The 26788-nt window shown below is 67.3% G+C and carries 21 protein-coding genes and 1 pseudogene; 14 read left to right on the forward strand and 8 right to left on the reverse strand.

The window, feature by feature from the left end:
• The first annotated feature begins 27 nt into the window (after nucleotides 1-27).
• The 6 genes from ABWO17_RS00080 to speB all read left to right on the forward strand — a co-directional run bounded on the left by ABWO17_RS00080 (nucleotide 28) and on the right by speB (nucleotide 5533).
• Nucleotides 28-1218: a saccharopine dehydrogenase family protein gene (locus ABWO17_RS00080; RefSeq protein ID WP_353114847.1), complete on the forward strand. Its 1191-nt coding sequence runs from the start codon at nucleotides 28-30 to the stop codon at nucleotides 1216-1218.
• A gap of 173 nt (nucleotides 1219-1391) precedes the next feature.
• Nucleotides 1392-1931, forward strand: a complete 540-nt coding sequence (locus ABWO17_RS00085) for a hypothetical protein (protein WP_353114849.1) — start codon at nucleotides 1392-1394, stop codon at nucleotides 1929-1931.
• Nucleotides 1915-2604 carry a hypothetical protein gene (locus ABWO17_RS00090; RefSeq protein WP_353114851.1) on the forward strand — a complete coding sequence of 230 codons (690 nt, stop codon included), beginning with the start codon at nucleotides 1915-1917 and terminating at the stop codon, nucleotides 2602-2604. The genes ABWO17_RS00085 and ABWO17_RS00090 overlap by 17 nt, the downstream gene beginning before the upstream one ends.
• Before the next feature lie 86 nt (nucleotides 2605-2690).
• Entirely contained in the window at nucleotides 2691-3920 is a 1230-nt protein-coding gene (gene nspC / locus ABWO17_RS00095; protein ID WP_353114853.1) for a carboxynorspermidine decarboxylase, read from the forward strand.
• Between the two features lie 216 nt (nucleotides 3921-4136).
• The gene (locus ABWO17_RS00100) at nucleotides 4137-4346 is read left to right on the forward strand and encodes a hypothetical protein (protein ID WP_353114855.1); all 210 of its coding nucleotides are present in this window, start codon (nucleotides 4137-4139) and stop codon (nucleotides 4344-4346) included.
• A 317-nt stretch (nucleotides 4347-4663) separates the two neighbouring features.
• Nucleotides 4664-5533, forward strand: coding sequence for an agmatinase (gene speB, locus ABWO17_RS00105; RefSeq protein WP_353114857.1), 870 nt, complete (start codon nucleotides 4664-4666; stop codon nucleotides 5531-5533).
• A 260-nt stretch (nucleotides 5534-5793) separates the two neighbouring features.
• Here the strand turns inward: speB and ABWO17_RS00110 are convergent, their stop codons facing one another.
• Nucleotides 5794-8421: a sensor domain-containing protein gene (locus ABWO17_RS00110; RefSeq protein WP_353114859.1), complete on the reverse strand. Its 2628-nt coding sequence runs from the start codon at nucleotides 8419-8421 to the stop codon at nucleotides 5794-5796.
• Between the two features lie 393 nt (nucleotides 8422-8814).
• On the opposite strand from ABWO17_RS00110, the gene ABWO17_RS00115 reads away from it, so the two are divergent.
• The 3 genes from ABWO17_RS00115 (at nucleotide 8815) to ABWO17_RS00125 (ending at nucleotide 12176) form a co-directional block, all read left to right on the forward strand.
• Nucleotides 8815-9240, forward strand: coding sequence for a universal stress protein (locus tag ABWO17_RS00115; RefSeq protein ID WP_353114861.1), 426 nt, complete (start codon nucleotides 8815-8817; stop codon nucleotides 9238-9240).
• 127 nt (nucleotides 9241-9367) lie between these two features.
• The gene (locus ABWO17_RS00120; RefSeq protein WP_353114863.1) at nucleotides 9368-10837 is read left to right on the forward strand and encodes a phospholipase D-like domain-containing protein; all 1470 of its coding nucleotides are present in this window, start codon (nucleotides 9368-9370) and stop codon (nucleotides 10835-10837) included.
• A gap of 298 nt (nucleotides 10838-11135) precedes the next feature.
• Entirely contained in the window at nucleotides 11136-12176 is a 1041-nt protein-coding gene (locus ABWO17_RS00125; protein ID WP_353114865.1) for a zinc dependent phospholipase C family protein, read from the forward strand.
• Nucleotides 12177-12323: 147 nt separating this feature from the next.
• Here the strand turns inward: ABWO17_RS00125 and chrA are convergent, their stop codons facing one another.
• Nucleotides 12324-13541 carry a chromate efflux transporter gene (gene chrA, locus ABWO17_RS00130; RefSeq protein WP_353114867.1) on the reverse strand — a complete coding sequence of 406 codons (1218 nt, stop codon included), beginning with the start codon at nucleotides 13539-13541 and terminating at the stop codon, nucleotides 12324-12326.
• A 336-nt stretch (nucleotides 13542-13877) separates the two neighbouring features.
• Here chrA and ABWO17_RS00135 point away from each other — a divergent pair, with 336 nt between their 5' ends.
• Both ABWO17_RS00135 and ABWO17_RS00140 read left to right on the forward strand, forming a co-directional pair.
• On the forward strand, nucleotides 13878-14183 hold the full coding sequence (locus tag ABWO17_RS00135; RefSeq protein ID WP_353114869.1) for a putative quinol monooxygenase: 306 nt from the start codon (nucleotides 13878-13880) through the stop codon (nucleotides 14181-14183).
• A gap of 94 nt (nucleotides 14184-14277) precedes the next feature.
• Nucleotides 14278-14913: a flavin reductase family protein gene (locus ABWO17_RS00140; protein WP_353114871.1), complete on the forward strand. Its 636-nt coding sequence runs from the start codon at nucleotides 14278-14280 to the stop codon at nucleotides 14911-14913.
• Nucleotides 14914-15182: 269 nt separating this feature from the next.
• Here ABWO17_RS00140 and ABWO17_RS00145 read toward each other — a convergent pair whose 3' ends face one another.
• The 6 genes and pseudogenes from ABWO17_RS00145 to ABWO17_RS00170 all read right to left on the reverse strand — a co-directional run bounded on the left by ABWO17_RS00145 (nucleotide 15183) and on the right by ABWO17_RS00170 (nucleotide 20484).
• On the reverse strand, nucleotides 15183-15578 hold the full coding sequence (locus ABWO17_RS00145; RefSeq protein ID WP_353114873.1) for a 4Fe-4S dicluster domain-containing protein: 396 nt from the start codon (nucleotides 15576-15578) through the stop codon (nucleotides 15183-15185).
• Nucleotides 15579-15594: 16 nt separating this feature from the next.
• The gene (locus ABWO17_RS00150) at nucleotides 15595-16671 is read right to left on the reverse strand and encodes a hydrogenase large subunit (protein WP_196610833.1); all 1077 of its coding nucleotides are present in this window, start codon (nucleotides 16669-16671) and stop codon (nucleotides 15595-15597) included.
• A gap of 12 nt (nucleotides 16672-16683) precedes the next feature.
• Nucleotides 16684-17076, reverse strand: a complete 393-nt coding sequence (locus ABWO17_RS00155; protein ID WP_035066792.1) for an NADH-quinone oxidoreductase subunit C — start codon at nucleotides 17074-17076, stop codon at nucleotides 16684-16686.
• Nucleotides 17077-17201: 125 nt separating this feature from the next.
• Nucleotides 17202-17675 (reverse strand): NADH-quinone oxidoreductase subunit B family protein, encoded by a 474-nt coding sequence (locus ABWO17_RS00160; RefSeq protein ID WP_353114876.1) that lies wholly within the window; start codon nucleotides 17673-17675, stop codon nucleotides 17202-17204.
• 15 nt (nucleotides 17676-17690) lie between these two features.
• A pseudogene (locus tag ABWO17_RS00165) lies at nucleotides 17691-18538 on the reverse strand (respiratory chain complex I subunit 1 family protein).
• Nucleotides 18538-20484, reverse strand: a complete 1947-nt coding sequence (locus ABWO17_RS00170; protein WP_353115922.1) for an NADH-quinone oxidoreductase subunit 5 family protein — start codon at nucleotides 20482-20484, stop codon at nucleotides 18538-18540. Before ABWO17_RS00170 ends, ABWO17_RS00165 begins: the two are co-directional and overlap by 1 nt.
• A gap of 800 nt (nucleotides 20485-21284) precedes the next feature.
• On the opposite strand from ABWO17_RS00170, the gene ABWO17_RS00175 reads away from it, so the two are divergent.
• The 3 genes from ABWO17_RS00175 to ABWO17_RS00185 are packed head-to-tail and all read left to right on the forward strand — an operon-like array spanning nucleotide 21285 to nucleotide 26739.
• Entirely contained in the window at nucleotides 21285-22301 is a 1017-nt protein-coding gene (locus ABWO17_RS00175) for a CerR family C-terminal domain-containing protein (protein ID WP_353114878.1), read from the forward strand.
• A complete protein-coding gene (locus ABWO17_RS00180; RefSeq protein ID WP_353114880.1) occupies nucleotides 22298-23626 on the forward strand; it encodes an efflux RND transporter periplasmic adaptor subunit in 1329 nt (442 codons plus the stop codon). The genes ABWO17_RS00175 and ABWO17_RS00180 overlap by 4 nt, the downstream gene beginning before the upstream one ends.
• The gene (locus ABWO17_RS00185) at nucleotides 23623-26739 is read left to right on the forward strand and encodes an efflux RND transporter permease subunit (protein WP_353114882.1); all 3117 of its coding nucleotides are present in this window, start codon (nucleotides 23623-23625) and stop codon (nucleotides 26737-26739) included. The genes ABWO17_RS00180 and ABWO17_RS00185 overlap by 4 nt, the downstream gene beginning before the upstream one ends.
• The last annotated feature ends 49 nt before the right edge of the window (nucleotides 26740-26788 follow it).

A 26788-nucleotide genomic window follows, 5' to 3' on the forward strand; every position in this document is an offset into this window, starting at 1 on the left:
CGGGCGGGGTGCGCAAAGGAGTGCGTCATGGCACGTGTCCTCATCATCGGCGCTGGCGGCGTGGGCGGCGTGGTCGTCCACAAGTGCGCGCAGGTTCCCTCCGTATTTTCCGAAATCATGCTGGCAAGCCGCACCAAGTCGAAGTGCGACGCCATCGCCGCAGACGTGAAGGCCCGCACCGGGCGCACCATTGAAACGGCCCGGGTCGACGCCGACAACGTGCCCGAGCTGGTGGCGCTGATCCGCGCGTACAAGCCGGACATGGTGCTGAACATCGCCCTGCCGTACCAGGACCTGACCATCATGGACGCCTGCCTCGAAACCGGCGTGCACTACCTGGACACCGCCAACTACGAGCCGCTGGACGAGGCCAAGTTCGAGTACAAGTGGCAGTGGGCCTATCAGGAGCGCTTCGAGAAGGCCGGGCTGATGGCCCTTCTGGGCAGCGGCTTCGACCCCGGCGTGACCAACGTGTTCTGCGCCTACGTCATGAAGCACCTGCTGGACGAGGTGCACGTGCTCGACATCATCGACTGCAACGCGGGCGACCACGGGCACCCCTTTGCCACCAACTTCAACCCGGAAATCAACATCCGTGAAGTGACCGCGCGCGGCCGCTACTGGGAACGGGGCGAGTGGGTGGAAACCGATCCCCTGTCGTGGTCCATGAACTACGATTTTCCGGAGGGCATCGGCGCCAAGAAGTGCTTCCTCATGTATCACGAGGAACTGGAATCGCTGGTGCAGAACCTGAATGGCCTGAAGCGCGCCCGGTTCTGGATGACCTTTTCGGACAATTACCTGAACCACCTGAAGGTGCTGGAAAACGTGGGCATGACCCGCATCGACGAAGTGGAGCACGACGGCAAGAAGATCGTGCCCATCCAGTTCCTGCGCGCGCTGCTGCCCGACCCGGCATCCCTCGGCCCGCGCACCAAGGGCAAGACCTGCATCGGCTGCCTGATGCAGGGGGTGAAGGACGGCAAGCCCAAGACCGTCTACATCTACAACGTGTGCGACCATCAGGAATGCTACCGCGAGGTGGGATCGCAGGCCATTTCGTACACCACTGGCGTGCCCGCCATGATCGGCGCCATGATGATGATGACCGGCAAGTGGTCCGGCAAGGGCGTGTACAACATGGAGCAGCTGGACCCCGACCCGTTCATGGACGCCCTGAACAAGCACGGCTTGCCGTGGGTTGTGGTTGAAAAATAGACATTCTGGGTAGTTTGCCCTCAGAATGCCGATTGTCTCGGCACAGTGAGCAGCATGAATTCCGGGGGGCCGCGCGTGCGGTCCCCCGGTCCTTGTTCAGGCAGCGGGTATGGGGGAGCATGGTGGTGATTTTCAGGAGGGGCCTTGCGGCATTCTAGAATCTAGAATATGGAATGTCCATGAACCTGCTCCCGCAAGATGTACTCGTCATGCTCAAGCTTTCGGTGGCGCGGCGTACCCGCTGGACCTACGACCAGTTGGGCGTGGCGCTGGGCATGAGCATGTCCATGGTCCACAGTTCCATCAGGCGTGCCGCGCAAGCCCGGCTGTACGATGAGAACAGGCGAAAGCCCGTGCGCGCCGCGCTGGAGGAATTTCTGGTGCATGGCGTGAAGTACGCCTTTCCTCCAGACATCGGCACGGTGACGCGCGGGGTGCCGACGGCTTTTGCCGCGCCCGCACTGAAGGGAGAACTCCTGCATGATTCGGGAGCCGAAGCGGTGTATGTCTGGCCGTATCCGGAAGGGGACCATCGGGGCGTGTCTCTGTCGCCGTTGTATAAATCAGTACCGGTAGTTGCCTTGCGCAATACCCGCCTGTACGACGCCCTGAGCCTGCTCGACGCCATCCGCATCGGGCGGGCGCGTGAACAGCAGCGGGCGGCTGAATTTCTGAAAGGCATGTTGCGGAGCGATGATGCGCCGACTGCGTAACATCGGCCATGTGTTGGACGCCGCGCGCCTGCTGGGCGACCTTGCGGACGAAGTGGCCTTCGTCGGCGGGGCCAGCGTGGCCTTGTTGCTGACCGACCCGGCGGCCCCGGATGTACGTCCCACGCTGGATGTGGACGTCATTGTCGAGGCGGCCACGCGCCACGACTATTACCGCGTGGCCGACCGCCTGCGGTCACGCGGCTTCGCGGAGGACATGGATGTGGTGTGCCGCTGGCGACACGGAGCGCTGGTGCTCGACGCCATGCCCACGGACGATGCCATTCTGGGCTTTTCCAATTGCTGGTACGCCGATGCCTTGCGCCATGCCGTGCGCATGACCGTGGACGGCGTGACCTTGCGGGTGGCCGCCCCGGCGTATTTTCTGGCCACCAAGCTGGAAGCCTTTCGGGGGCGGGGCAACGGCGATTACCTCACCAGCCACGACATGGAAGACCTGGTGGCCGTGCTGGATGGCCGATCGGATATCGCGGGCGAGGTACAGGCTGCGGACGCAGCCGTGCGCGGCTACCTTGCTGCGGCCTTTGCCGCGCTGCTGGCCGATGACGACTTTCTGGACGCGCTGCCCGGCTACCTGCCGCCCGACCCGGCAAGCCAGAGGCGCGTCCCCCTGCTCATGGGGCGCATGCGCCCCATCGCCACGGGTGGGGTGTAAACGTTTTCCGGCTTCCGCGCTGCCGACAGAAGTCCATATTACACCGAGGCATCCCGCATTCCGCTTTTGCAAGGAGTACCCCCAGAATGATGGACCAAGCCTATCTCGCCAAGCTCGACCCCACCCGCTTCCCGTCCCCGTGCTTTGTGGTGGACGAGGCCCGCATAGAGGCAAATGCCGCCATTCTGGACACGGTGCAGCGCCGCACCGGGGCAAAGGTGCTGCTGGCGCTGAAGGGCTTTGCCATGTGGAGCCTGTTTCCGCTGCTGTCGCGCGCGCACGGCGGGGTGCTGCACGGCACCTGCGCCAGTTCCCCGCACGAGGCGCGGCTGGGCCGCGAGGAATTCGGGGGCGAGGTGCACGCCTTTGCCGCCGGGTACAGCGCTGCGGACATGGCCGAATTGGTGACCCTGGCCGATCATCTGGTGTTCAACTCGTTCGCGCAGTGGGACCGGTTTCGCCCGGCGGTGGCGGCGGCGGGGCGGCCCATCGAGTGCGGCATGCGCATCAATCCGGAGCACTCGGAAGGGGCGGTGGCCATCTACAACCCCTGCTCGCCGGGTTCGCGCCTGGGGGTGCGGCCCCACCACTTCGAGGCCGCCCTGGCCGAGGCGGCGGCGCGCGGCCAGGACGCGCTGGACGGCATATCCGGCCTGCATTTCCACACCCTGTGCGAGCAGGACGCCGACGCGCTGGACCGCACCCTGCACGCGGTGGAGGCGAAGTTCGGCGCGCATCTTTCGCGCATGAAATGGCTGAACTTCGGCGGCGGGCATCACATCACCCGTCCCGGCTACGACCTTGACCTGCTGTGCCGGTGCATCGACCGCATGCAGCAGAAGTACGGGGTGCGGGTGTATATCGAGCCGGGCGAGGCCGTGGCCCTGAACGCCGGGGTGCTGCTGTGCACCGTGCTGGACGTGGTGCAGGCCGACATGCCCGTTGCCATTCTGGACACCTCTGCCGCCGCGCACATGCCCGACGTGCTGGAAATGCCCTATCGCCCCGGCTGCATCGGTTCCGGCCTGCCGGGCGAGAAGGCGTGGACCTGCCGTTTCGCGGGCAAGTCGTGCCTGGCGGGCGATGTCATCGGCGAATACTCGTTCGACGCGCCCCTGCAACCCGGCGACCGGCTGGCCTTCCTGGACATGGCCATCTACAGCATGGTCAAGACCACCACCTTCAACGGGCTGCAACTGCCCGCCATTGCCCGCTACCGGTCGGCAGACGCGGATGGCGATGCCGTCGGGCGGGGCGCGCGGCGCGAGGTGGTGCGCTCCTTCGGGTACGAGGCGTTCAAGTACCGCCTGTCCTGATGCGGCGGGCATGCGGTTCGCCAGTCCGTGCGGCTTTCGGGGGTGCTTGCGCCTGCGTTCGGCAATGCCTAGCATGTGTCCATGCGGGCGCCATGCGCCCCGGAGGCAGCCATGATCTACATCGATGACAACGCGCGGGAGCGCATTTTGTCGGACGGCGGCAACGTGATCGTGTACATGCAGGCGGCGCGTGGCTGCGGCTGAGCATCGCGCATCATGCCCGTGCGAACCCCCGCCGTGCGCGTGGGGCAACCCCCGGAATGGATGCGGCCCGCCTTTCACCGGCACATGGTGGACGGCGTGGTGGTGTGGCTGGACCCGTCGGTAAAGCGGTTGCGCTGGGACGAACCGGCCCGCGTGCGGCTGCGCCGGTTCCTGTGGTTTTCGTATTTCGACGTGGAGGGGGCGCGCACCCTGGTGGCCTAGCCTGCCGGGGGCGAGAGCCCCGCGCTGACGTGAGCGGACGTGCGCGGCCCGTGCGATTCCTGCGGCCCGTACGATCCGTGGGGTCCGTACGATGTGCGCGGCCCGTGGGGGCGGGCGCGGTCTGGCGCGGACCCTGCGTGCCGTGCCCATGTGCCGCAGATCGCGGCCCGGCACGCGCTTTTCGGTTCATGGTTTCGGCTGCCGCCCCCCGATGGGCGGCGTTGTTGGAAGGGCCGCGCGGCATGTCAGGGGTGTCATGGCGCGCGGATGGGCAAACAGCCGCCTCCCCGCGCGGGAAGGCGTTACCGGAGCTTGCCATGCGGCACGCCGAAGGGCGTTTCTTGGCCTCTGAACTGGACAATGCCGCGCCCGCCGGGGCGCGTTTTCATGTCATCCCCGTCCCCTACGAAGACAGCGTTTCCTACGGCGGGGGCACGGCGGCGGGGCCTGCCGCCATCCTTGCCGCGTCGGACCAGCTGGAACTGTGGGACGGCGAATCGGTGCCCGCAGAGCTTGGCATTCACACCGCGCCCGCCGTGGACTGTTCCGGCGGGGCGGAGGCGGTGCTGGCGCGCATCGAGGCGGCCACGGCCACGGCCCTGTCCCACGGGGGGCTGCCCGTGCTGCTGGGCGGCGAGCATACCGTCACCCTTGGGGCGCTGCGGGCGCTGCACCGCCAGCACGGCAGGTTCGGGGTCATCCAGTTCGACGCCCACGCCGACCTGCGCGACAGCTACGGCGGCACCCCCTACAGCCACGCGGCGGTGATGCGCCGCGCCGTGGCCGACCTTGGCCTGCCGCTGTTCCAGATCGGGGTGCGCGCCCTGTGCCGCGAAGAAGTGGACTGCCGCGCCGCGCTGGGCATCGGCCATCTGGACGCCGCCGCGCTGGCCCGCCACGGCATCCCCGACCCGCTGCTGCCGCCGGGCTTTCCGGAACGCATCTACGTGACCTTCGACGTGGACGGGCTGGACCCCTCCATCATGCCCGCCACCGGCACTCCGGTGCCCGGCGGCCTTGGCTGGTACGACGCCCGGCGCTGCCTGGAACTGGCCATGGCCGGGCGGCAGGTGCTGGGCTTTGACGTGGTGGAACTGGCCCCCATGCTGGGCTTTCACGCGGCGGACTTTGCGGCGGCGCGGCTGGTGTACGACATCATGGGGCTGGTGCAGCGGCTGGGCCGCTGAGCCGGATTCCTCTTCCGTCCCTGTTCTCCGCGCGCGGTTCTCGCGCGGGGGCCAGCCTTCTGCCGCATGTCGTGGGGCCGGACGTCCGCACGCCCGCGTCCCACCCGCACACGTCCTACCCGCACCCAACAACGACAGCGCCCCGGCTTCCGGATGTTTCCGGGCCGGGGCGTTCGTGGTGTGATGGCATGGGCGGGATGGGGACGGTGCGGGGGCGGTGCTGATGCAGCAGGGCCGCCCCCTCCACCGGCCATCCCCGGTCAGATGGTGCCGCCCCCGTCGCGGGGCACGGTCAGTCGTCTGCCCCGTACCAGCAGCGCGGCGAACTCTTCCGGCGGCAGGGGGCGGCTGAACAGGAATCCCTGCACCTCGTGGCAGCCTTCCAGCAGCAGGAAGTTGAGCTGTTCCGGCGTTTCCACCCCTTCGGCCACCACGCGTAGCCCCAGCCTGTCGGCCATGGTGATGATGGTGGCGGCGATGGCCGCGTCGTTGGGGTCGTCGGGGATGTCGCGGATGAACGAACGGTCGATCTTCAGCGAGGTCAGCGGCAGGTTCTTGAGCTGGGACAGCGAGGAGTAGCCGGTGCCGAAGTCGTCCACCGAAAGGGCAATGCCCATTTCCGCCAGTTGGTTCAGCTTGCGGATGGTGTGGTCCGCGTCGGTGACGATGGTGGATTCGGTGATTTCCAGTTCCAGCAGGTGCGGCGGCAGGCCCGTTTCGGCCAGCACGTCGGCCACCATGCCCACCAGGTTGCGGTGGCGGAACTGATGCAGCGAAAGGTTCACGGCCACGTGCAGGTCGGCGTGCCCGGCATCGCACAGGGCGCGGGTTCTGGCGCAGGCCAGGCGCAGCATGTGCTCGCCAAGGGGCACGATGAGCCCCGTGGATTCGGCCAGCGGGATGAACTCCGCCGGGTGTTCCTGGCTGCCGTCGGCGCGGGTCCAGCGGGCCAGGGCCTCCATGCCGGTGATCAGGCCGGTGTTCAGGTCCACGCGCGGCTGGTAGTGGGCGGTGATGTCTCCGGCGGCCAGGGCGCGGTGCAGGTCGCCTTCCAGCGACAGGCGGCGCACGGCGCGTTCGTTCATGGCCGGGGTGAACAGGTGGTAGCGGCGCTTGCCCTGTTCCTTGGCGCGCGACATGGCGATGTCGGCGTTGCGCACCAGGGTGTCCGGGTCGTCGCCGTCGTCGGGAAACAGGGCTATGCCCACGCTGGCGCCCACGAACAGTTCGTGTTCCTGCACGCGCACCGGGTCGGTGAACCGGGCCAGCAGCCGTTCGGCCACCTGCGCGGCGTCGCGTTCGTTCTCCACGTCCTGCAGCACCACGACGAATTCGTCGCCGCCCACGCGGGCCAGGGTGTCCTGCGGGCGGACCATCTGGCGCATCTGCTCGGCGGCCTGTTGCAGGTAGATGTCGCCCACCATGTGGCCCAGGCTGTCGTTGACCTGCTTGAAGTTGTCCAGGTCCACCGACAGCACGGCCACCTTGCGGCCCTCGCGCCGGGCGCCGTTGATGGCCATGCCCAGCCGGTCGCGCAACAGGGCGCGGTTGGGCAGGCCGGTGAGCGCGTCATGGTGGGCCTGGTGCTGGATCTGCGATTCCTTGGCCTTCAGTTCCGTGATGTCGTGGAACACGGCCACGTAGTATTCGGTGCGCCCGGTGGGGCCGGGTATGGCGCTGATGCTCAGCCACTCGGGGTAGACCTCGCCGTTCTTGCGGCGGTTCCAGATTTCTTCTTCCCAGCGGCCATCCTCCACCAGGGTGCGCCACATGTCCTCGTAGAAGGCGCTGTCGTGGTGGTGCGACTTGAGGATGCGCGGGGTCGCGCCCACGGCTTCTTCCGCCGGGTACCCGGTGATGGTGGTGAAGGCCGGGTTCACCGCCACGATGGTACCTTCCGGGTCGGTGATGCAGATGCCTTCCAGCGCGTTGCGGAACACCCGTTCGAACAGCCGCGCCTGCCGTTCGGCGGCGCGGCGGCCGGAAATGTCGTGCACCACCACCAGTGCGGCCATGCCCTCGCCCCGCAGCAGGGACAGGGGCAGGGGCTCCACGCTCACCTCGGCCTCGTGGCTGCCCTGCGCGGTGGCGCAGACCCCCTCCATGCAGAAGCCGCCGGTCGGGCAGGATTCGTGCGGGACTGTGGGCGGTCCCGCCGGGGTGGCGTCGGGCAGGGGGCTTCCGGCCAGCAGGTTGTCGATGCGGGCCTCGATGTCCGGGGGCAGCAGGTCCGCCGTGCGCAGGGACAGCAGGGCCTGGCGCGGGTGGCCGGACATGCGTTCGGCGGTGCGGTTGCAGTCCACGATGCGGCCGCCCTCGCCGCGTACGTACACGGCGTCGGGGGCCAGTTCGAACAGCGCGCGGAAGCGGGCGGTGCTTTCGGCAAGCGCGGCGGTGCGCTGGCGCACCTCTTCTTCTATTTCGGCCTGGACCAGGGCGGTGACGTCGAAGGCCAGGCCCAGCACGGCACCTGCCCCGGCCACCTCGGGCGGCAGGGGCAGCTTGGCCACGCGGAACACCCGCTCGGTAGCGTCGTCGGGCAGCATGCGCTCGCACAGCATGGGGGTTTCGTCGGCGGCCACGCGCCGGTCCTCGTCCAGCAGGGCGCTGGCCACGGCATGGGGAAAGATGTCGTGCGGGGAAAGGCCCACCATGTCCTTGCCGGGCACTCCGGCCAGGTCGGCGTACAACTGGTTGGCGGCCAGATAGCGGCCCTGGCCGTCGCGCAGGAACATGGCCACCATGGGGTTGTCCAGCAGGGCGCGCAGCAGGCCGGGCATCTTGCCGGCGGACGCGTCGTCGCCAGCCCTCACCCCGCCAACTGCCCCACCGGTGGCGTGCTGTTCCTGTTTCCTGTCCCGCCTGTCGCCCGTCCTGTCGTCCGTCATTCGGAACCCCCCTTGAAAGCACGGCGCACGTGGATGTCCAGATGGCATGCCATACCAGAAAGCGCGGGGGGCCGGAAGAGGCTGACGCGTACCCCTCCTCTGTGCCTGTCCATCCGCCGACCGGCTGCCCGTCACATGACTGCGCGGACGACGAATGCGGGCAGGCGACCCGAATGTGGGCGATGCAGGGGAGGGGGCGGGGCGGGGGTTGCACAGGTCGCGCCAGTCGTGCCATTGTGCATGCATCGGCATTCCCTTGCCATGCCTTGTACCGCCGTGTTCTGCATGATCGCGGGCATTCGTCCGCGCATGCCGCGCCCGGCCCGGTGGGCGACAGCGGGGGGTGCGCCCACGCGACGCCACTGGCGCGCACAGCACGAAGGAGTCCGCGTCATGCCCTATGCACGAATACTGCTTCCCATGGATGGTTCGGAGCATGCCCGCCTGGCCCTGCGCCACGCGGTGAACCTGGCTCGTTGCGGTGGCACGGGGCACGTTGTGCTTATGCACAGCTTTGGCGAAATTCCCGCCCTCATCGGCGGCGAGCCGCGCGAGGAACTGGTGCGTGAATGCACCCAGGAGGCGGAAGCCATGCTGGCCGAGCCGCGCGCCCTGCTGGACGAACTGGGCGTGCCCAATTCCGTGCGCATCGTGGACGGTGCCCCCGGCAGGGCCGTGGTGCGCGTCTGCGACGAGGAAGGGTGCGACACCATCGTCATGGGTTCTCGCGGGTTGGGCGAATTGGGCGGCATGATCATGGGCAGCGTCACCCATCAGGTGCTTCAGTTGGCTAAGGTGCCCGTGCTGGTCGTCCGCTAGGCCGCGAAGTCATGGTTCGAACCGCCCCCACTGTGCCGCGCGGGCCGGGCCGCGCCCCCTTTACCCCCGGTCCCGACATCCTCTCCATCAGGCACCTTGCCCGCGTCCGGCCCCTGCGGGGTGCGGCATGACCCCCTTCCCGGCGGTCACCCTGGTCACCCTGCAATGGGTGCTCATTCCCGCCATGTACGGGGTTTCCGTGTATGCGGCGGGCCACGCCCTGCTGTACAAGCGCGACCCGCGTGCGGCGCTGGGGTGGATTGCCGTGTGCCTTACCTTTCCCGTGGCCGGGCCGCTGCTCTATTTCCTGTTCGGCATCAACCGCGTGCACAGCCGCGCCGCCCGCCTGCTGGAAGAATCGGAAACCCGCCGCCTGCGCGAAGGGGGGCGTCTGCACGGCGGCCCGGCCCGGAACGAGCCGCCGGGGGCCATGCCGTCCACCATCGTGCCGCCGCGCTACGAGCGGCTGGCCCGCGTGGGCTATGCGGTTACCGGGCGCCCCCTGGCCGGGGGCAACCACGTGCAGCCCCTGCATAACGGCGAGCAGGCCTACCCCGCCATGCTCGACGCCATCGACAATGCCGAGCACAGCGTTTTTCTGACCACCTACATCTTCGGCACCGGCGACGCGGGCCAGCGCTTCGTGGATGCCCTGGCCGACGCCGTGGCACGCGGGGTGGACGTGCGGGTCATCGTGGACGGCGTGGGCTGCCTGTACCACTGGCCGCGCGCCTGGCGGCGGCTGACCCGGCGCGGGGTGCGCGTGGAACGCTTTCTGCCGCCGCATCTCGTGCCGCCGCAGCTTTCGGTGAACCTGCGCACCCACCGCAAGGTGCTGGTGTGCGACGGCAAGGTGGGCTTCACCGGGGGGATGAACATCGCCCAGAACCACATGGCCGCGCAGGGCTGCACCCGTTGCGTCACCGACATGCATTTTCTGTTCAGCGGGCCCATCGTGGCCCAGTTGCAGGAAGCCTTTCTGCGTGACTGGGGCTTCGTCACCGGCGAATACGCCCCCGGCCCGCAGGTGCGCGAGGAACCCTGCGGCGATTCGCTGTGCCGCATGGTGCTGGACGGACCCGGCTTCGGCTCCGAGCGCGTGCACGACCTGCTGGCGGGCGTGGTGGCCGGGGCCGAGCGATCCATCCACATCATGACGCCCTATTTCCTGCCCTCGCGCGAACTGATCAGCGGGCTGCGCGCCGCCTCGCTGCGCGGGGTAGAGGTGCACTGCGTGCTGCCCGTCCGCAACAACCTGCCCTTCGTGCACTGGGCCACCCGCAACCTGCTGCCCTCGCTGCTGGAAAGCGGAGTGCGGGTGTTCTATCAGCCGCCGCCGTTCTGCCACACCAAGCTGCTGCTCATCGACGGGTGTTACGCCCACGTGGGGTCGGCCAACATCGACCCGCGCAGCCTGCGCCTGAACTTCGAGCTGACGGTGGAGGTGCTGGACACCACCGTGGCCCGCCAGTTGGGGCACCACTTCGAGGCGGTGCGCGCCGTGTCGGACGAGGTGACGCCCGAATCGCTGACTGCCCGCAGCATGCCGGTGCGCCTGCGCGATGCGATGTGCTGGCTGTTTTCTCCTTACCTGTAGGGGCAGAGCCCCGTCGGTACCCGCTTTGCCACGGAAAATCATGCAGCATCGCGTGCCGGACGGGTTTTGCAGCCCACCGGCATCATGGCGTTTTTCGAAACGGCAGGATGGGGGCCGCAGAAGCATGCGCCGCGTGCCGGTTTTGCCGACCTGTGGAATGCAATGATGGCAGCCTATTGCGCAGGTACGATGCGGCGGTGCCAGCCGTTTCGCGGGGGGCGGGCGCGGGGTTGACACCCCCGGCCAGGGGATTACTAGGGGGGTCGCAACGCAGTTTTCCCGGAAGGTAGTCTTCGGAATGAATACGTCTCTTCAGCGCCAGGTTTCGTGCGGCATGCCGCGCGGCCTTGGCGCCTCCGATACCGGTTTCGCCACTTCAAGCCTTTCCCCCGCCACGCATGCCATCCCCCGCATCGGGGCGACTCGCGCGCGCGGAACGGGCGTTTCGTCCCGCTCTGCGCTGGCGTGCTGCGCCGTGCTGGCAATGCTGGCCGTGGTGCTGCTGCCCGACGCGGCCTTTGCCTGGGGGCCGGGCGTGCACATGGTGGCCGCGCACTGGCTGCTGCAGAACGCCTCGCTCCTGCCCGCCGCCGTGGGTTCGGCCCTGCTGGCCCATCCGGATGCCTTCCTGTACGGCAGCCTTTCCGCCGACATCTTCATCGGCAAGGGCTGCACCGTCACCCCCGGCCACAGCCACAACTGGAGCACCGGCCACGCCCTGTACGAGGCGGCGGACACTCCGCGCCTGCATGCCTACGCCTGCGGCTACCTTGCGCACCTTGCCGCCGACACCGTGGCCCACAATCACTACGTGCCCACGCTGCTGGGGGGCACCCCCGGCACCGGCAAGCTGAGCCACGTGTACGTCGAGATGCAGGCCGACCGCATGGTGGAATGGGACGCGGCAGAGGCCGCCAGCCTGTTCCGCCTGCCCAACGGCGCGGCGGACCGCACCCTGTTGCAGGCCACGCACGGCGGGCACTGGCCCTTCGCCTTCAAGAAGCGGCTGTTCCGGAGCAGCCTGGCCGTCAGCGGCAAGCAGTCGTGGCGGCGTTCGCTGGGGCTGGTGCACCGGGTTATGCCCCACGCGGCGGACCGGGCCTACCTGCGCGACATGATCGACGTCAGCGTGCGGGCCGTGGTGGACGTGCTGCGCGACCCGTACGGGTCGGCGGTGACGGGCATCGACCCCATCGGCAGCGACCACCTGGCCGAGGCCCGCGACGTGTGCCGGGGCGTGCAGCCCATGGTGGCGCGCAGGCCGGGCGGCGCACGCTTTCCGCTGGACGAGCGGCTGGTGGATCTGCCCTATTTGCCGGTGCCGTGCCGGGCGGCCTGAGCGGCCCGTTTTTCTGACCACGCGAAAAGGCGGCGGGAGTGATCCCGCCGCCTTTTCGCGTGCGTGGACGTGCGTGAGGCGGGGGGCTGCCGTACGGCAGCGGGGAAGAGGGGGCGGCACGGGCCGCAACGGAATGCGGACGGAGGGTCAGCCAAGCAGCCACGAGGCCAGCGCGCCTGCGCCCACCACGTACAGCACGTCCACCCCGGCGCGCAGCGCGGCAAAGGCGGCCACGCCGATGACGGCGGGCAGCGGCGTGGGGGGCAGGGCCTGGGCCACGCTGATGGCCAGGTACCCCAGCAGCCCGGTGAACCCCGCCAGCGTGGCGCGTACCGCCCGGCGGTAGATGCGCGAATGCTCGATGCGCGAGACCAGCCGTTCCGCCCCCAGCATGAAGAACAGCGACGGCGTGAAGATGGCCAGCCCCGCCACCACCGACCCCACCGGGCCATCCACCTGCCAGCCGATGAACGCGGCGGTGAGGATGATGGGGCCGGGCGTCACCTGGCCGATGGCCACGCCGTCCAGAAAGGCGGCGTCGCTCATCCAGCCGCGCAGGTGGACCACCTCGTGGCGCATCACCGGCAGGGCCGCCAGCGCCCCGCCGAAGGCCACGAGGTCGGTGCGCAGCATGGACACGGCCAGGGCGAACAGGTCGGGCCGCAGGGCCGCCAGCACGGCCAGGGCCGCGGCCACCCCCGCCAGGCCCGCCAGCACGCCGCGCAAGGCGCCCAGGGCACCGGGCCGGACGGCAGCGCCGGGACCGCCGCCCGCCCGCGCGGAGGGTGCGGCATCGCCATCGCGGTACACCACCACCCCGGCGGCGGCCGCCGCCAGCACCGGCACGATGGGGTGGACGCCCAAAAGGGTCAGTCCGCATACCCCGGCCCCGATCACCCAGTCCATGCCCATGCGCAGATAACGTTTGCCGAAATCAAGCAGCCCGGACACCATCAGCGCCACGGTGACGGCCTTCAGCCCGATGAACGCGGCCATGACGGCGGGCAGTTCGTGATTCTTCCAGTACATGGCCGAAAGCGCGGTGATCATCAGGAACGCGGGCAGGGTGAACCCGAAGAACCCGGCCAGCATGCCGGGCGTGCCGCGCAGTCGCAGCCCCACGTACGAGGCCACCTGCATCACCGTGGCCCCCGGCACCGCCTGGCACAGGGCCACGCCGGAGCGAAACGTGGCCTCGTCCATCCAGCCCTTGCGTTCCACCACCATGGCCCGCACCACGGGCAGCATGGCGGGGCCGCCGAAGGCCGTGGCGCCCAGGCGCATGAAGGTCAGGAACAGGTCGCGCAGGGAGGGCGGGTTGCCCGCGCCGGGCTGCGGCGGGGCGTCCAGAGATGTTTCGGACACGGTGACCTCGTTGTTTCGGATGAGTGCCCTGCAGTATGCCACATGATCGGGGCGTGCACTCCCGCCCCCTGACCGGCCGCCATTTCTGGCGACATTCTACCATGATGTGGACTGAAAACGCTGCTGTCCGTCGGTATCCTAGCCTTGTAAGCGGTCACTTACAAGGGAACGCCACGGGTAGCGGAAATTTCGTGACGGGTTCCGGCGTGTGCTTCGGTATCTTTTTTGTGCGTACTTGCCGAAAGTGTCCCAGTGGGTAAGACTGTCGCCATCATCCGCGCGGTGGTGCGACATCACGCGGAGACATCCTTCAAGGCAGTGCAAGGAGCACAGATCATGTCGCAAACCGATTCTCCCGTGGCCGTCACCGCCATGCTCACCGCCCGGCCCGGCAGCGAGGCCCGCGCGGCGGAACTCATCGCCGGTATCGTGGCCGCCACGCAGCGCCATGACGGCATGCTGCGCTACGAGGCGCAACAGCAGTTGGACGCACCGCGCAATTTCACCTTCATCGAACAGTGGACGTCCAGGACAACCCTGGACGCGCACCTGGCCACGCCGGAACTGCTGGCCTTCCGTGCGGCGGCGGCAGAGGTTTTCGAAGGCCCCGCCGACGTGCGGCTGTGGCGGCTGGTGAAGTAGCGGGAACGGTATCCCGCCGGGCCGCGGCGTCACGGTCCCACCTGCATCCCCGCATCCCCCATTTCCGTATCCCCTGACGGGGAGGAGGCCCCCCATGGCGAACGACGTGCCGACAGTTTCCGCTACCCTCACCAGGACCATCGCAGGCCGGGTGGACATCGGTCCCCAGGCCTTCGTGGTGCCCATGGCCCAGACCATCGTGGGCTGCATGGCCGATGGCAGGCCCAATTTCATGGCCGTGGCCTGGCTGACGCGGGTCAACCACCAGCCGCCCATGCTGGGCGTGGCCATCAATCGGCGCAATCACAGCCACGGCGCCATCGCCGCCAGCGGGCAGTTCAGCGTGAACTTTCCCACCGTGGACATGGCGGCGGTGACCGACTACACGGGCCTGGCCTCCGGCGCGCGCGTGGACAAGTCCGGCCTGTTCGAGCTGTTCCACGGCCATCTGGACGCGGCACCGCTGATACGGGAATGCCCGCTGTGCATCGAATGCCGGGTGCATACCGCCGTGGAACTGCCCAGCAACACCTTTTTCATCGGCGAGATTGCCGGGGCGTGGTGCGCCGATGACTGCCTGGACGGTGACGGCGCGCCCGACCCCATGCGGCTGCGGCCCATGCTGCTGACCATGCCCGACAACCGCTACTGGTCCATGGGCGACGTGGTGGGCAAGGCATGGCACGACGGCAAGGCCCTGCGGCAAAAGGCGGGCGGCGAAGCCGGGTAGCCTGCGGCCAGAGGGCGGCAGGGCACGGCAAGAGACGGAACAGGGGGTGCGGTTTTCACCGGGCCCCCTGTTGATTCTTTCGCATTCCGGAACAGAGCGGGGCGTGGCTTGCGCCGTGCCTCTTCTTGATTTTTCCACACTTCGGAACAGAGCGAGGCGTGGCTTGCGCCACGCCTCTTCTGTTCCGGGTCGTTTTCCCCGCTTCCCGGTCAGCTCTCAAGGCAGCCACGCGTCCGGCATTCGCCGTGCCAGACGCGCGGGGTATGCAGCTAGGCTTCGGGAGCGGCAGCCTCGGCGGGCTTGTCGCCGCTCTTGTCGGCCTTCTTGGACTTTCTGGGCGTGCCTTGCAGGCTCACCACGAACTTGCCGGGCGAGGGCTTGCGATGGTTGTTTTCCATCGACAGGCAGTGCGTGGGGCATGCATCGACGCACACCGAGCAGTACACGCAGGCAAAGGGATCGCAATCCCACTTGCCTTCCTTGGGGTCCACGGTGATGCACTGCGAAGGGCACTTGATCTGGCAGCTCTTGCAGAAGATGCAGTCGTGGATGTTGTTTACCAGTTTGCCGCGGAACCCCTCGAACGCCGGCCGCGTCTCGAACGGGTAGAGCCGGGTGGAGTATTTCCCCATGATGTTCCGCAGCACGTTGCTGAGCATGTACATGGTCAGGTCTCCTTGCTTACCGCTCGGTGCAGCTGATGCACGGGTCGATGGTCAGGGCCGCGATGGGCACGTCGGCAAGCTGCGCGCCGGGCAGCATGGCCAGAAGCGGCGGGATGTTGGCGAAGGTGGGGGTGCGGATGCGCACCCGCTCCATGTTCTTCGAGCCATTGCCCTTCAGGTAGTACAGCAACTCGCCGCGCGGCTGTTCGACGCGGCAGACCACCTCGCCGGTGGGCTTGCCGGGAACCTTGGCGGCCAGTTCCGTATCGGGCAGGCGCGAAATGGCCTGACGCACGATATCCATGGATTGCAGCGTTTCCATGAACCGGACCTTGGAACGGGCCCAGCTGTCGCCCTCGGGCGAGGTGACGGGCTCGAAGTCCAGTTCGTCGAAGGCCGCGTAGCCAAGCTGGCGGGCGTCCTGGGCAACGCCGCTGCCGCGCAGGGTGGGGCCGACCGCGCCGAGTTGGAGGGCCTGTTGGGCCGTCAGCACGCCCACGCCCACGGTGCGCTTCTTCACGGTGTAGTCGTCGAGCATGGTCTTCATCAGCTGGCGCAGTTCCTTTTCCAGCTTGTCCAGCTCGTCGAGGATCCAGCGCTGCTGGGTCTTGTCCAGGTCGCGGCGCACGCCGCCCACCACGTTGACAGAGATGACCACGCGGTTGCCCGCCGTGGCTTCGTTGATGTCCATGACGCGTTCGCGAATCTTCCAGAACTGCATGAACAGGCTTTCGAAGCCGAAACCGTCGGCGAACAGGCCCAGCCACAGAAGGTGGCTGTGGATACGGTGCAGTTCCGACCAGATGACCCGCAGGTACTTGGCGCGGCTCGGCACTTCCACGTTCATCATGGTTTCAAGGCCCTGGCAGTAGCACATGGCGTGGATGCACGAACAGATGCCGCACACCCGCTCCACGATGTAGACCATCTGGTTGTAGTCACGAATGCTGGCGAGGGTTTCGAGGCCGCGATGCACGTAGCCCAGGGCGGGCACGGCTTCGACGATGGTTTCATCCTCGACGACCAGTTTCAGGTGCAGGGGTTCCGGCAGAACCGGATGCTGCGGACCGAAAGGAATGATGGTGCGGGACATGAGACCTACCTCTTAATCCTTCTTCTGGATGGTGGAGATCTTGCAGAACGGCGCCGAGATGGTCGAGGTAATCTCGTCATCCAGGTACAACGTACGGTTGAAGTCCAGCACCAGACCGTCGAACTTCAGGTTGAAGTGGTCGCGCGATTCGTTTTCGACGAGCAGCGCGGCGAAGTAGACGGGCGAGATGCTGGGCACGGGCTGGTCCTTGGGGTGGGTCAGCCGGAAGTGGGTCATCTCGTTGTTCAGGTCGTAATGATAGAAGATATCCACGTTGCCGTCGCCAAGGTCCACCACGGACATGGTGACCAGGCGGTAACCCTGGTCGAACATGCTCCTGGCCTGCGCGACCACGGCATCCGCGGCGATGGGCGTTGCGTTCAGTATTTCGCTGTGCGTGGGCATTGCTGTCCTCGTTGCCCCGTTGAGGGGCTCGCCGGTCCTTCCGGCGCTTGAGGGTTCGCGCCCGTCCCGCCCGCGAAAGTGCGGGGAAACGGCGCGGACGTCGGCGGGGCACCCCGCCGTGCGGCCTAGTCGATGACGGTCACCTTGGGCATCTCGCCAAGGCCCAGCTTGGCCTTCACCACGTCAAGGGCGGTGACGACGCCGTCGATGATGGCGTCGGGCTTGGCCGGGCACCCGGGTACGTACACGTCCACCGGGATGACCTTGTCGACGCCGCCCACCACGTTGTAGCACTCGCGGAACACCCCGCCCGACGTGCCGCACGCCCCGATGGCGATGACGGCCTTGGGATCGGGCATCTGGTCGTAGATGTTCTTCAGCACTTTCTTGTTGCGGTGGTTCACCGTGCCGGTAACCAGCAGCACGTCGGCGTGCTTGGGGTTGCCCACGTTGATGATGCCGAAACGCTCCACGTCGAAGACGGGGGTAAGGCAGGCCAGCACCTCGATATCGCAGCCGTTGCACGACCCGCAGTCGAAATGGACGACCCACGGGGACTTCAGACGGCCCTTATTGATCCAGTTTTCAAGCAGACCCATTATCGCCTCCTCCCCTTAGCTGACGTAGAGCCAGAGCAGGTTGAACACCGACAACACAAGACCCACGCCCAGCACGTTCTTCAGCATCCACGGCCAGGTCATGCGCGCGCAGATGTTGTCGATCAGGATTTCCGCCGCGTAGGTCACCACCAGCAGGGCGAGCATGCCCACGATGCTGGTGTGCCAGAACAGCGAGCACAGGCCGAGGATGAGCACCACGTCGAACCAGTGGCCGATTTCCAGCAGCGCCAGGTGCGGGCCGGAGTATTCGGTCAGCACGCCGCGCACCAGTTCCTGGTGGGCGTGGTGGCAGGCCGAGATGTCGAAGGGCGACTTGCGCAGCTTGATGGTCAGCGCGTAGCCCAGCGCGATGAACAGGAAAGGCATGCTGAGCAGCAGCGGCTTGTCCATGGCGTAGACGTCGGCGATCTTGAAGCTGCCGGTGGCCATGGAAATGCCCACGAACACCACGATGATCAGCGGCTCGTAGGCCAGCATTTGCAGCAGTTCGCGCTGTGCGCCCACCTGGGCGTAGGGAGAGGGCACGGACAGCGCGCCCACCACCTGGAACACGGCGCCGATGGTCATGACGAAGAAGAGCAAGAGCAGGTCGCCCTGCATGAAGAACAGCAGCACGGCCAGGGCAGAGGACATCACGTAGATGTAGGCCGACATGACCTGCCACGAGTTGACCACCATGGGCGCCTTGCCCAGCAGCTTCAGCACGTCGTAGAAGGCTGAAGGATGGGCGGCCCGAAGCGGGACTGAAGGCGTGCGGTGACGCGGCGGTCAACACCGGCCAGAAGGCCCCCGACCACCGGGGTGAGGGCAAGCCCGATGAGAGCGGCGATGAACGTCAGCATTACAGCACCCCCCCGAGCATGACCGCAAGCAGCACGATGGCGATCACGTTGATGGACTTGGACAGCCTGGATTCACCGAACAGGGCTTCCAGGTAGTAGTTGCCCGCGGCGGTTTCCACGAACCCGTTCATGGGGCCGTTGAAGCCGATCTTGCCGTTTTCCACCCGCTGCGAGCCACCCATGTAGGGCAGGCTGGCCGCTTCGGGGCCAACCTTCCGGGCCGCGCGCAGGGCATACATGAAGCCCACGCCCAGCAGCAGGAACAGCGGGTACACCGCGAACACCCCGGCGTTGTTCTCGAACACGCCCATGGTGACGGTGTAGGCAGATGCCTTGGCGTACAGGGCCGTGGCCGGGGCCACCAGCATGCTGTAGACGAAGGGCGAGAGCAGCGACAGGCCCACGGCGCCGCAGACCAGCAGCAAGAGCGGCAGGCGCACCGAGAAGGGCTGGTGTTCGGTGGGCGGGTTTTCGCCCGGCATGGTGGACCCCAGCATCACGCCGGCCCAGCGGGCCCAGAACAGCACCGTCAGGGCGCTGCCGAGAGCCAGCATGATGACCAGCGGGGGCATGGCAGCGGTGGCGGTGGCGGCGGATTCGAGGGCCATCCACTTGGCCAGCAGCATGCCGAAGGGCGGCAGCATCATGGTCACGATGCCGATGACGGTGATCACCGCAGTGCGGGGCATCACCTTGAACAGGCCGCGCATGGCTTCGATGTCGCGCGAGCCGATCTTCTGCTCGATGGCGCCCACGCACAGGAACAGAAGGCCCTTGGAGATGGCGTGGAAGATGATCAGCATCACGGCGGCGGCGATGGCGGCCGAGGTGTTGATGCCCGCGCAGGCGATGATCAGGCCCAGGTTGGCGATGGTGGAATAGGCCAGCACCTTCTTGCCGTTGCTCTGCCCCACGGCCAGTGCGGAGGTGGCGATGAAGGTGAACGCGCCGAAGATGGCGATGGCCGCTGAAAGCATGGTGCCCTGGTAGGCCGGGGCCATGCGGATGACCAGGTACACGCCCGCCTTGACCATGGTGGACGAGTGCAGCAGGGCGGAAACCGGGGTGGGGGCCACCATGGCGCCGCACAGCCAGCTCTGGAAGGGCACCTGCGCGGCCTTGGTGAAGCCCGCGAAGCACAGGAAGGCCATGGGCAGCAGCAGCGCCGCGGTCTTCATGCCGGGGGCGGCGGACCGCGCCAGGATGTCCTGCACCGAAAGGGTGCCCGTGCTCTTCTGCAGGAACATGAGCGCGGCCACAAAGGCGACGCCGCCCGCCATGTTCATCCACAGGGCGCGGGTGGCGTTGGTCTTGGCCTCGTCGGTGCCGTCATGCCCGATGAGCATGAACGAGCACAGGGTGGTCACTTCCCAGAAGAAGTACATCCACGACAGGTTGTTGGCCAGCACCAGGCCGTTCATGGCGCCCAGGAAGAGCAGCATGAAAAAGAAGAACCGCGGTTGGCGGCTCTTGGCGAGGTGCAGGTGCTCCTCGTGCTCTTTCATGTAGCCAAGGCCGTAAAAACAGATCAGGCCCCCCACGATGGAAATGATCAGCACCATGGTCAGCGACAGGCTGTCGGCGTAGAAGCCGGTGACCTGCGTGCCGTGGTCCATCAGGAAGAAGTCCAGATAGACCATGCCCAGCACCTGCAAGGCCGTCATGCCCATGATGAGCAGATGGCCCATGCGCAGCGCGATGAGGAAAATGAAGCCGAGCAGGGCGAAATCAAGGACGGTGATCAGGCCGTTGAGGCTGATGCCAAGAATGGCTTGGGGCGAGTAGGAGAACGAGCCAAGGCTCGCCAGTCCCACCGCCGCCGCGGCAGTTATCGCCACCGATACCGGGACGATGATGTTGCGCGCGGCGTCGCCCCTGACGAAATAGACCGCCAGGGCAGCTAAAAGTGGAAACACGACGCTTCCAAAGACAAGGGTGTCCAGCATACGCACCTCGTAACAAAGGACAAAGGAGAGCTGCGACACTTCCGGGTGGATGTCGCCGCTCACGGATTGCATGCCCCTACAGGCATGGGCCCTTGGATTCCCGCACGGATTCTATGTCCCGGCAATACGGAAACGTCAAGGGAATTGTAAAATAGTACAGGTGGTTGGTCACACAGTCTAATTGGCAGGTAGGAATTAGCGTGTGTCTCAAATGTGAGCATTGCTTTTATTTGCGCTAGCATGGGGCAATGTCGCGGGCGCGGGGACACTTCGGGATGGGCGTTACGCCGCATGAGCCGTGCCGTTGGTCGTTCTTCCTGCCTGCTGCGGGGTCTCCGCGCGGGAAGGGCCGGAGGGAAGAATTGGCGGCGGTGCCGGATGGCTGCGTGGTAGCGGCGCGCGTTTCGGGACCCGGATTCGTCGAGGGGCCACCGGAGGCGTGGCGCCGCGCGCGGCAGCGCCGTTGTTGGTACGGGCGGCGCGGAGGGCGGAACGGGGCATGGCGCCCGCGCGACAGGGCGAACATGCGCCCGGTGGAGCATGTGGCGAACGGGCACAAGCGGCAGGGAGTGCGTGACGGTGCGTGTGGCAGTTTTGATAAGCTTTTATTACAAGATGTTGACGGCCTATTGACTTTATTAAACACTCGTTTAAGTAGGCCGAACGCCCTCCGGAAAAGACCGGAGCTGTCCGGCCCGCATTGGCGGGTCCGCGCCTGGCCCGCAGCCTCCGCTTCGCCGGATCGGGGCCGCTTCCTCTTTTGCCGTGGCCGCCCGTGGCCACGCCTGCCCGGATGCCTCATGCCCGACGCCTTGCCTGCCCAGAAAAATCCTGTCCTCCCCGGGCGCCAACAGCGCAAGGCTGCACGGACCGTGACCCTGCCGGAACGGGTGCCGGAACAGGTGCCGACGCAGGCACTGGCGCATCCACCTCTCCAGAGCGTGCCCGCCAGCCCCGATTCCGCCAACCCGCCTGCCGCCGCCAGCGATCAGGGCAGCCAGACGCCGGACAGCCGGGCGCGCATCATGGCCGCCGCAGGCGAGACCTTTGCGGAGCTTGGCTTTCACCGGGCCTCGCTGCGCGAGATATGCCGTCGCGCGGGCGTCAACGTGGCCCTGGTGAAATACCATTTCGGCGACAAGCAGGGCCTGTACCGCGCGGTGCTGCTGCAACCCTTTCCCGAACCGCCGTTGCCTGTTCCGCTGGCTCCATCGGACATGCCCATGCCCATGCCCGGCCCCGGCGAAATTTCCGGCGCGGCATCCCCACCGGCGGACCCGGAAACCCGGCTGCGTGCCTTCATCCGCTCGCAGCTGCACCGCACGCGCGGCTCGCGCCGCCCGGAATGGTACAACCGGCTGCTCATCCGCGAGATGACCGACCCCACCGGGGTCATCGGCGACATCGTGGGCAAGGTCATCGGCACGCGCGCGCGCTATCTGGCTGAAACGGTGCGCGAACTGCTGGGCGAGCCGGACCGCAGCCGCGCCGTGGCCCTGTGCGCGCTGAGCGTGGTGGGGCAGAGCCTGCACCATCACTTCGCCCGTAACGTCATTCCGCTGCTGTACCCCGAAATTTCGTACGATGCCGCCAGCCTGGACGAACTGGAGGAGCACATCACCGCCTTTTCGCTGGCGGGCATCGCCGCCCTGCGCGAGCGGCTGCGTGCCGCCCGCCCCGAATGCCCAAATTTCAGAGACAGCCCGGATTTCAGAGACAGCCCAGACAACACAGACAGTACCGGCAGCCCCGACAGCGCCACGTCGAGCGCCGCACCCATCCCCCCCACTCCCAGCCGCCAACGGAACCCCGCATGAACATCGACGCCCAATCCAGATCCCAGGTCCGGCCCCGCCCCGCTGGCCCGTCTTCCGTCGCGCACGCCCGGCGCGCGGCGGTCCACCTGCCCGTTCTGCCCATTCTGCCCATTCTGTCAGTCTTGGCTGTCATGCTGGTGTTGCTGGCCGGGTGTTCCGGCGGGGACGACGCCGCCAGGGCCAAGCCTCAGAAACGCCCGGTGCCCGTGGCCACCGCCCTTGCCGAAAAGCGCGACCTGCCCGTGGTGGTGCGCACCGTGGGCAACGTGGAGCCGTATGCCACGGTGTCCGTGAAGTCGCGCGTGGATGGCCAGATCGTGGGGGTGCACTTTCGGGAAGGGCAGGACGTGCGCAAGGGCGACCTGCTGTTCTCGGTGGACCGCCGCGCGCTGGAGGCGGCGCTGAACGAGGCCGAGGCCCGGCTGCAACGCGATCGCGTGTTGCTGGCCAAGGCCGACGAGGACGTGCGCCGCTTCGAAAGGCTGGTGGCCGACGGCTACGTCAGCCGCGACCAGTACGAACAGTACCGTTCCTCCGCCGATTCGCTGCGCGCCACGGTGCGCGCCGACGAGGCCTCGGTGGAAACGGCAAGGGTGCAGCTTTCGTACACCACCATCACCGCGCCCATGTCGGGCCGCGCCGGGCAGGTCAAGGTGGACCTGGGCAACATGGTGCGCGCCGGGGCGGACACGGTGCTGGTGGTCATCGACCAGATAGAGCCCATCTATGTGGGGTTCTCCTTGCCGGAGATGCATCTGGCCACCGCGCGTGCGCGCATGGCCGCCGGGGGCGTGCCGGTACAGGCGCGGGTGCCCGGTTCCGGCGGGGGAGGGGACGAGGTGGCGGCACGCGGCACGGTGGCCTTCGTGGACAACACGGTGAACACCGCCACCGGCACCATCCGCATGCGCGGCACCTTCGCCAACGAAACGCGGGTGCTGTGGCCCGGCCAGTTCGTGGATGTGTATGTTGAACTGGGCGAGGTGCCCGGAGCCGTGGTGGTGCCCGCGCAGGCGGTGCAGACCGGCAGCCAGGGGCTGTTCACCTACGTGGTGGGGCAGGACAACACCGTGCAGTTGCGCAAGGTGCGCACCGGCCTTGCCCATGACGGCCAGGTGGTGATCGAGGAGGGCGTGGCCGCGGGCGAGCGGGTGGTCATTGACGGCCACCTGCGCCTGACCCCCGGTGCCGTGGTGGAGGAAAAAGCCTCCGCCGGGGCGGCTTCCGACGGGCAGCCGACAAAGCCGGGCGAGTCTGCCGCGAAATCCGGTGAATCGACAGAGGCGGGCGCCAAGGGCACTGCCCCGGCGGAGGCGCGCCAGTGAACATCGCGGCGTTCTTCATCCGCAGGCCGGTGACCACCTGCCTGGTCATGCTGGCCATGTTCCTGTTCGGGGTGGTGGGCTACCGCAACTTGCCGGTAAGCGACCTGCCCAACGTGGACTTTCCCACCATTCAGGTAACGGCGGAACTTTCCGGGGCCGACCCGGAAACCATGGCCAGCGCCGTGGCCACTCCGCTGGAGCGGCAGTTCGCCACCATCGCGGGCATCGACTCCATGACCTCGTCGAGCACGCTGGGGCGCACGCGCATCACCATCCAGTTCGCCCTCGACCGCGACATCGACGCGGCCGCGCTGGACGTGCAGTCGGCCATCTCGCAGGCGGCGCGCCGCCTGCCCGACGACATGACCACGCCGCCCTATTTCCGCAAGGTCAACCCCGCCGACCAGCCCATCCTGTATATAGCGCTCACCTCGCCCACCCTGCCCCTGTCGCAGGTGAACGAATACGCGGACACCATGCTGGCCCAGCGCATCTCCATGGTGGCCGGGGTGGCCCAGGTGCAGGTGTACGGTTCGCAGAAGTACGCGGTGCGCGCCCAGGTGGACCCGCGCGCCCTGGCCACGCGCGGCCTTGGCCTGGACGAGGTGGCCAAGGCCATTTCCGATTCCAACGTCAACCTGCCCACCGGCACCCTGCAAGGCGACCATACCTCGCGCAACATCCAGGCCAGCGGGCAGCTGTTCGACGCCGCCTCGTACCGGCCCATGGTGGTGGCCTGGCGCGACGGCGCGCCGGTGCGCCTGGGCGAGCTTGGCCGGATCATCGACAGCGTGGAGCAGGACAAGCAGTTCACCTGGTTCAACGATACGCGCGGCATCGTGCTGGCCGTGCAGCGCCAGCCCGGTTCCAACACCGTGGCCGTGGTCAACGCGGTGAAGGACCTGCTGCCCTCGTTTGAGCGGCAGTTGCCCGCGTCCGTGCAGCTGAACGTGATGTACGACCGCTCGCAGACCATCCGCGAATCGGTGGACGACGTGAAGTTCACCCTGGTGCTCACCGTGTGCCTGGTGGTGCTGGTGATCTTCCTGTTCCTGCGCAGCCTGTCGGCCACGGTCATCCCCAGCCTGGCCCTGCCCATGTCGGTGGTGGGCACCTTCGCCCTGATGTACGTGTTCGGGCACAGCCTGGACAACCTGTCGCTGATGGCCCTGACCCTGGCCGTGGGCTTCGTGGTGGACGACGCCATCGTCATGCTCGAGAACATCGTGCGCCACAAGGAAATGGGCAAGCCGGTCATGCAGGCGGCCCTGGATGGGTCGAAGGAAATCGGCTTCACCATCATTTCCATGACCATCTCCCTCGCGGCGGTGTTCATCCCCGTGCTGTTCATGGGCGGGGTGGTGGGGCGGCTGTTCCGCGAATTCTCGGTGGTCATCATGGTAGCCATCGGCCTTTCGGGCGTGGTCTCGCTGTCGCTTACGCCCATGCTGTGCAGCCGCTTCCTGAAGCCGCACGGCGCCGAGCGCCACGGGCGCATCTACAACGCGCTGGAGGCGTTCTTCGATGGGCTGCTGCACATCTACGAGCGCAGCCTGCGCGTCACCACCCGCCATCACTTCATGACCTTTCTCGTGTCCCTCGGCGTGCTGGGGCTGACGGCATGGCTGTTCGTGACCATGCCCAAGGGCTTTCTGCCCAGCGGCGACACGGGCCAGCTTTCCGGCTTCACCGAGGCGGACCAGTCCATTTCGTCCGATGCCATGGTGCGCAACCAGACCGCCCTGCACGCCGTGCTGGCGGCAGACCCGGCCATCGCCTCGTTCACCTCCATCGTGGGGCCGGGCGGCCCCAACCTTGGCGGCAATGCCGGGCGGCTGGTGATCATGCTGAAGGACCGCCACGAGCGCAAGGAAACGCCGGAACAGGTCATCCAGCGGCTGCGGCCCAGGCTGAACACCCTGCCCGGCATCCAGGCCTTCGTGTCCAACCCGCCGTCCATCAACATCGGCGGGCGCACCACCAAGAGCCTGTACCAGTACACCATCCAGGGGCCGGACACCGACGAACTGTACCGGGTGGCCCCCCTGCTGGAAGAACGGATGCGCACCCTGCCCGGCTTGCAGGACGTGACCAGCGACTTGCAGTTGAAGAACCCCGAGGTGCGCGTGACCATCCACCGCGACAAGGCGGCGGCGCTGGGTGTTTCGGCCCAGCGGGTGGAAGAGGCGTTGCAGTCGGGCTTCAGTTCGCGTCAGGTTTCCACCATCTACGCGCCCACCAACGACTATGCGGTGCTGCTGGAACTGTTGCCGGAATACCAGCGTGATGCATCCGTGCTGCCGCTTCTGTACGTGCGGGCCAATTCCGGCATGCTGGTGCCGCTGGACACCCTGGCCAGCCTGAGCGAGGGGGTGGGGCCGCTGTCGGTGAACCATTCCGGCCAGCTGCCATCGGTGACCGTGTCGTTCAACCTGCGGCCCGGCGTGGCCCTGGGCGATGCCGTGGCCCAGGTGGAGCAGGTTGCCTCGCCCCTGCTGCCCGCCGACGTGGTGGGCTCGTTCCAGGGCACGGCGCAGGCCTTCCAGAATTCGCTGCAAGGTATGACCGTGCTGCTGGGCCTGGCGGTGTTCGTCATCTACATCGTGCTGGGCATCCTGTACGAAAGCTTCATCCACCCGCTGACCATCCTTTCGGGCCTGCCCTCGGCGGGCATGGGCGCGCTGCTGACGCTGATGTTCTTCGGGTACGACCTGAACCTGTACGCCTTCGTGGGCATCATCATGCTGATCGGCATCGTGAAGAAGAACGCCATCATGATGATCGACTTCGCCATCGAGTCCGAGCGCGTGGAGGGCCGCGCCCCGGCGGACGCCATCTTCCACGGCTGTCTGGTGCGCTTCCGGCCCATCATGATGACCACCATGGCCGCGCTCATGGGCGCGCTGCCCATCGCCGTGGGCTTCGGCGCGGGCGCCGAGGAGCGCAGGCCGCTGGGCCTTGCCGTGGTGGGCGGCCTGATGGTGTCGCAGATGCTGACCCTGTACATCACCCCGGTGTACTACATGTACATGGACAAGCTGAGCCGCTGGCTGCAACGCAGGATGGGCCGCGCGCTGGGCAACGAACGGGCGGCGACGCAGCCGCAGGCGTAGGCCGGGCTGTCGGGCACGCCGCTACGGGCTGCCTTGCGGGCATGGGATT

This window comes from Nitratidesulfovibrio sp., from assembly GCF_040373385.1.
Classification (GTDB): Bacteria; Desulfobacterota; Desulfovibrionia; order Desulfovibrionales; family Desulfovibrionaceae; genus Cupidesulfovibrio.

What these genes read in the sequence shown, in the direction of transcription:
- ABWO17_RS00080 (WP_353114847.1), top strand. Translation starts at nt 28, where the DNA reads ATGGCACGTGTCCTCATCATCGGCGCTGGCGGCGTGGGCGGCGTGGTC.
- ABWO17_RS00085 (WP_353114849.1), top strand. Translation starts at nt 1,392, where the DNA reads ATGTCCATGAACCTGCTCCCGCAAGATGTACTCGTCATGCTCAAGCTT.
- ABWO17_RS00090 (WP_353114851.1), top strand. Translation starts at nt 1,915, where the DNA reads ATGCGCCGACTGCGTAACATCGGCCATGTGTTGGACGCCGCGCGCCTG.
- nspC (WP_353114853.1), top strand. Translation starts at nt 2,691, where the DNA reads ATGATGGACCAAGCCTATCTCGCCAAGCTCGACCCCACCCGCTTCCCG.
- ABWO17_RS00100 (WP_353114855.1), top strand. Translation starts at nt 4,137, where the DNA reads ATGCCCGTGCGAACCCCCGCCGTGCGCGTGGGGCAACCCCCGGAATGG.
- speB (WP_353114857.1), top strand. Translation starts at nt 4,664, where the DNA reads ATGCGGCACGCCGAAGGGCGTTTCTTGGCCTCTGAACTGGACAATGCC.
- ABWO17_RS00110 (WP_353114859.1), bottom strand. Translation starts at nt 8,421, where the DNA reads ATGACGGACGACAGGACGGGCGACAGGCGGGACAGGAAACAGGAACAG.
- ABWO17_RS00115 (WP_353114861.1), top strand. Translation starts at nt 8,815, where the DNA reads ATGCCCTATGCACGAATACTGCTTCCCATGGATGGTTCGGAGCATGCC.
- ABWO17_RS00120 (WP_353114863.1), top strand. Translation starts at nt 9,368, where the DNA reads ATGACCCCCTTCCCGGCGGTCACCCTGGTCACCCTGCAATGGGTGCTC.
- ABWO17_RS00125 (WP_353114865.1), top strand. Translation starts at nt 11,136, where the DNA reads ATGAATACGTCTCTTCAGCGCCAGGTTTCGTGCGGCATGCCGCGCGGC.
- ABWO17_RS00135 (WP_353114869.1), top strand. Translation starts at nt 13,878, where the DNA reads ATGTCGCAAACCGATTCTCCCGTGGCCGTCACCGCCATGCTCACCGCC.
- ABWO17_RS00140 (WP_353114871.1), top strand. Translation starts at nt 14,278, where the DNA reads ATGGCGAACGACGTGCCGACAGTTTCCGCTACCCTCACCAGGACCATC.
- ABWO17_RS00145 (WP_353114873.1), bottom strand. Translation starts at nt 15,578, where the DNA reads ATGTACATGCTCAGCAACGTGCTGCGGAACATCATGGGGAAATACTCC.
- ABWO17_RS00150 (WP_196610833.1), bottom strand. Translation starts at nt 16,671, where the DNA reads ATGTCCCGCACCATCATTCCTTTCGGTCCGCAGCATCCGGTTCTGCCG.
- ABWO17_RS00155 (WP_035066792.1), bottom strand. Translation starts at nt 17,076, where the DNA reads ATGCCCACGCACAGCGAAATACTGAACGCAACGCCCATCGCCGCGGAT.
- ABWO17_RS00160 (WP_353114876.1), bottom strand. Translation starts at nt 17,675, where the DNA reads ATGGGTCTGCTTGAAAACTGGATCAATAAGGGCCGTCTGAAGTCCCCG.
- ABWO17_RS00170 (WP_353115922.1), bottom strand. Translation starts at nt 20,484, where the DNA reads ATGCTGGACACCCTTGTCTTTGGAAGCGTCGTGTTTCCACTTTTAGCT.
- ABWO17_RS00175 (WP_353114878.1), top strand. Translation starts at nt 21,285, where the DNA reads ATGCCCGACGCCTTGCCTGCCCAGAAAAATCCTGTCCTCCCCGGGCGC.
- ABWO17_RS00180 (WP_353114880.1), top strand. Translation starts at nt 22,298, where the DNA reads ATGAACATCGACGCCCAATCCAGATCCCAGGTCCGGCCCCGCCCCGCT.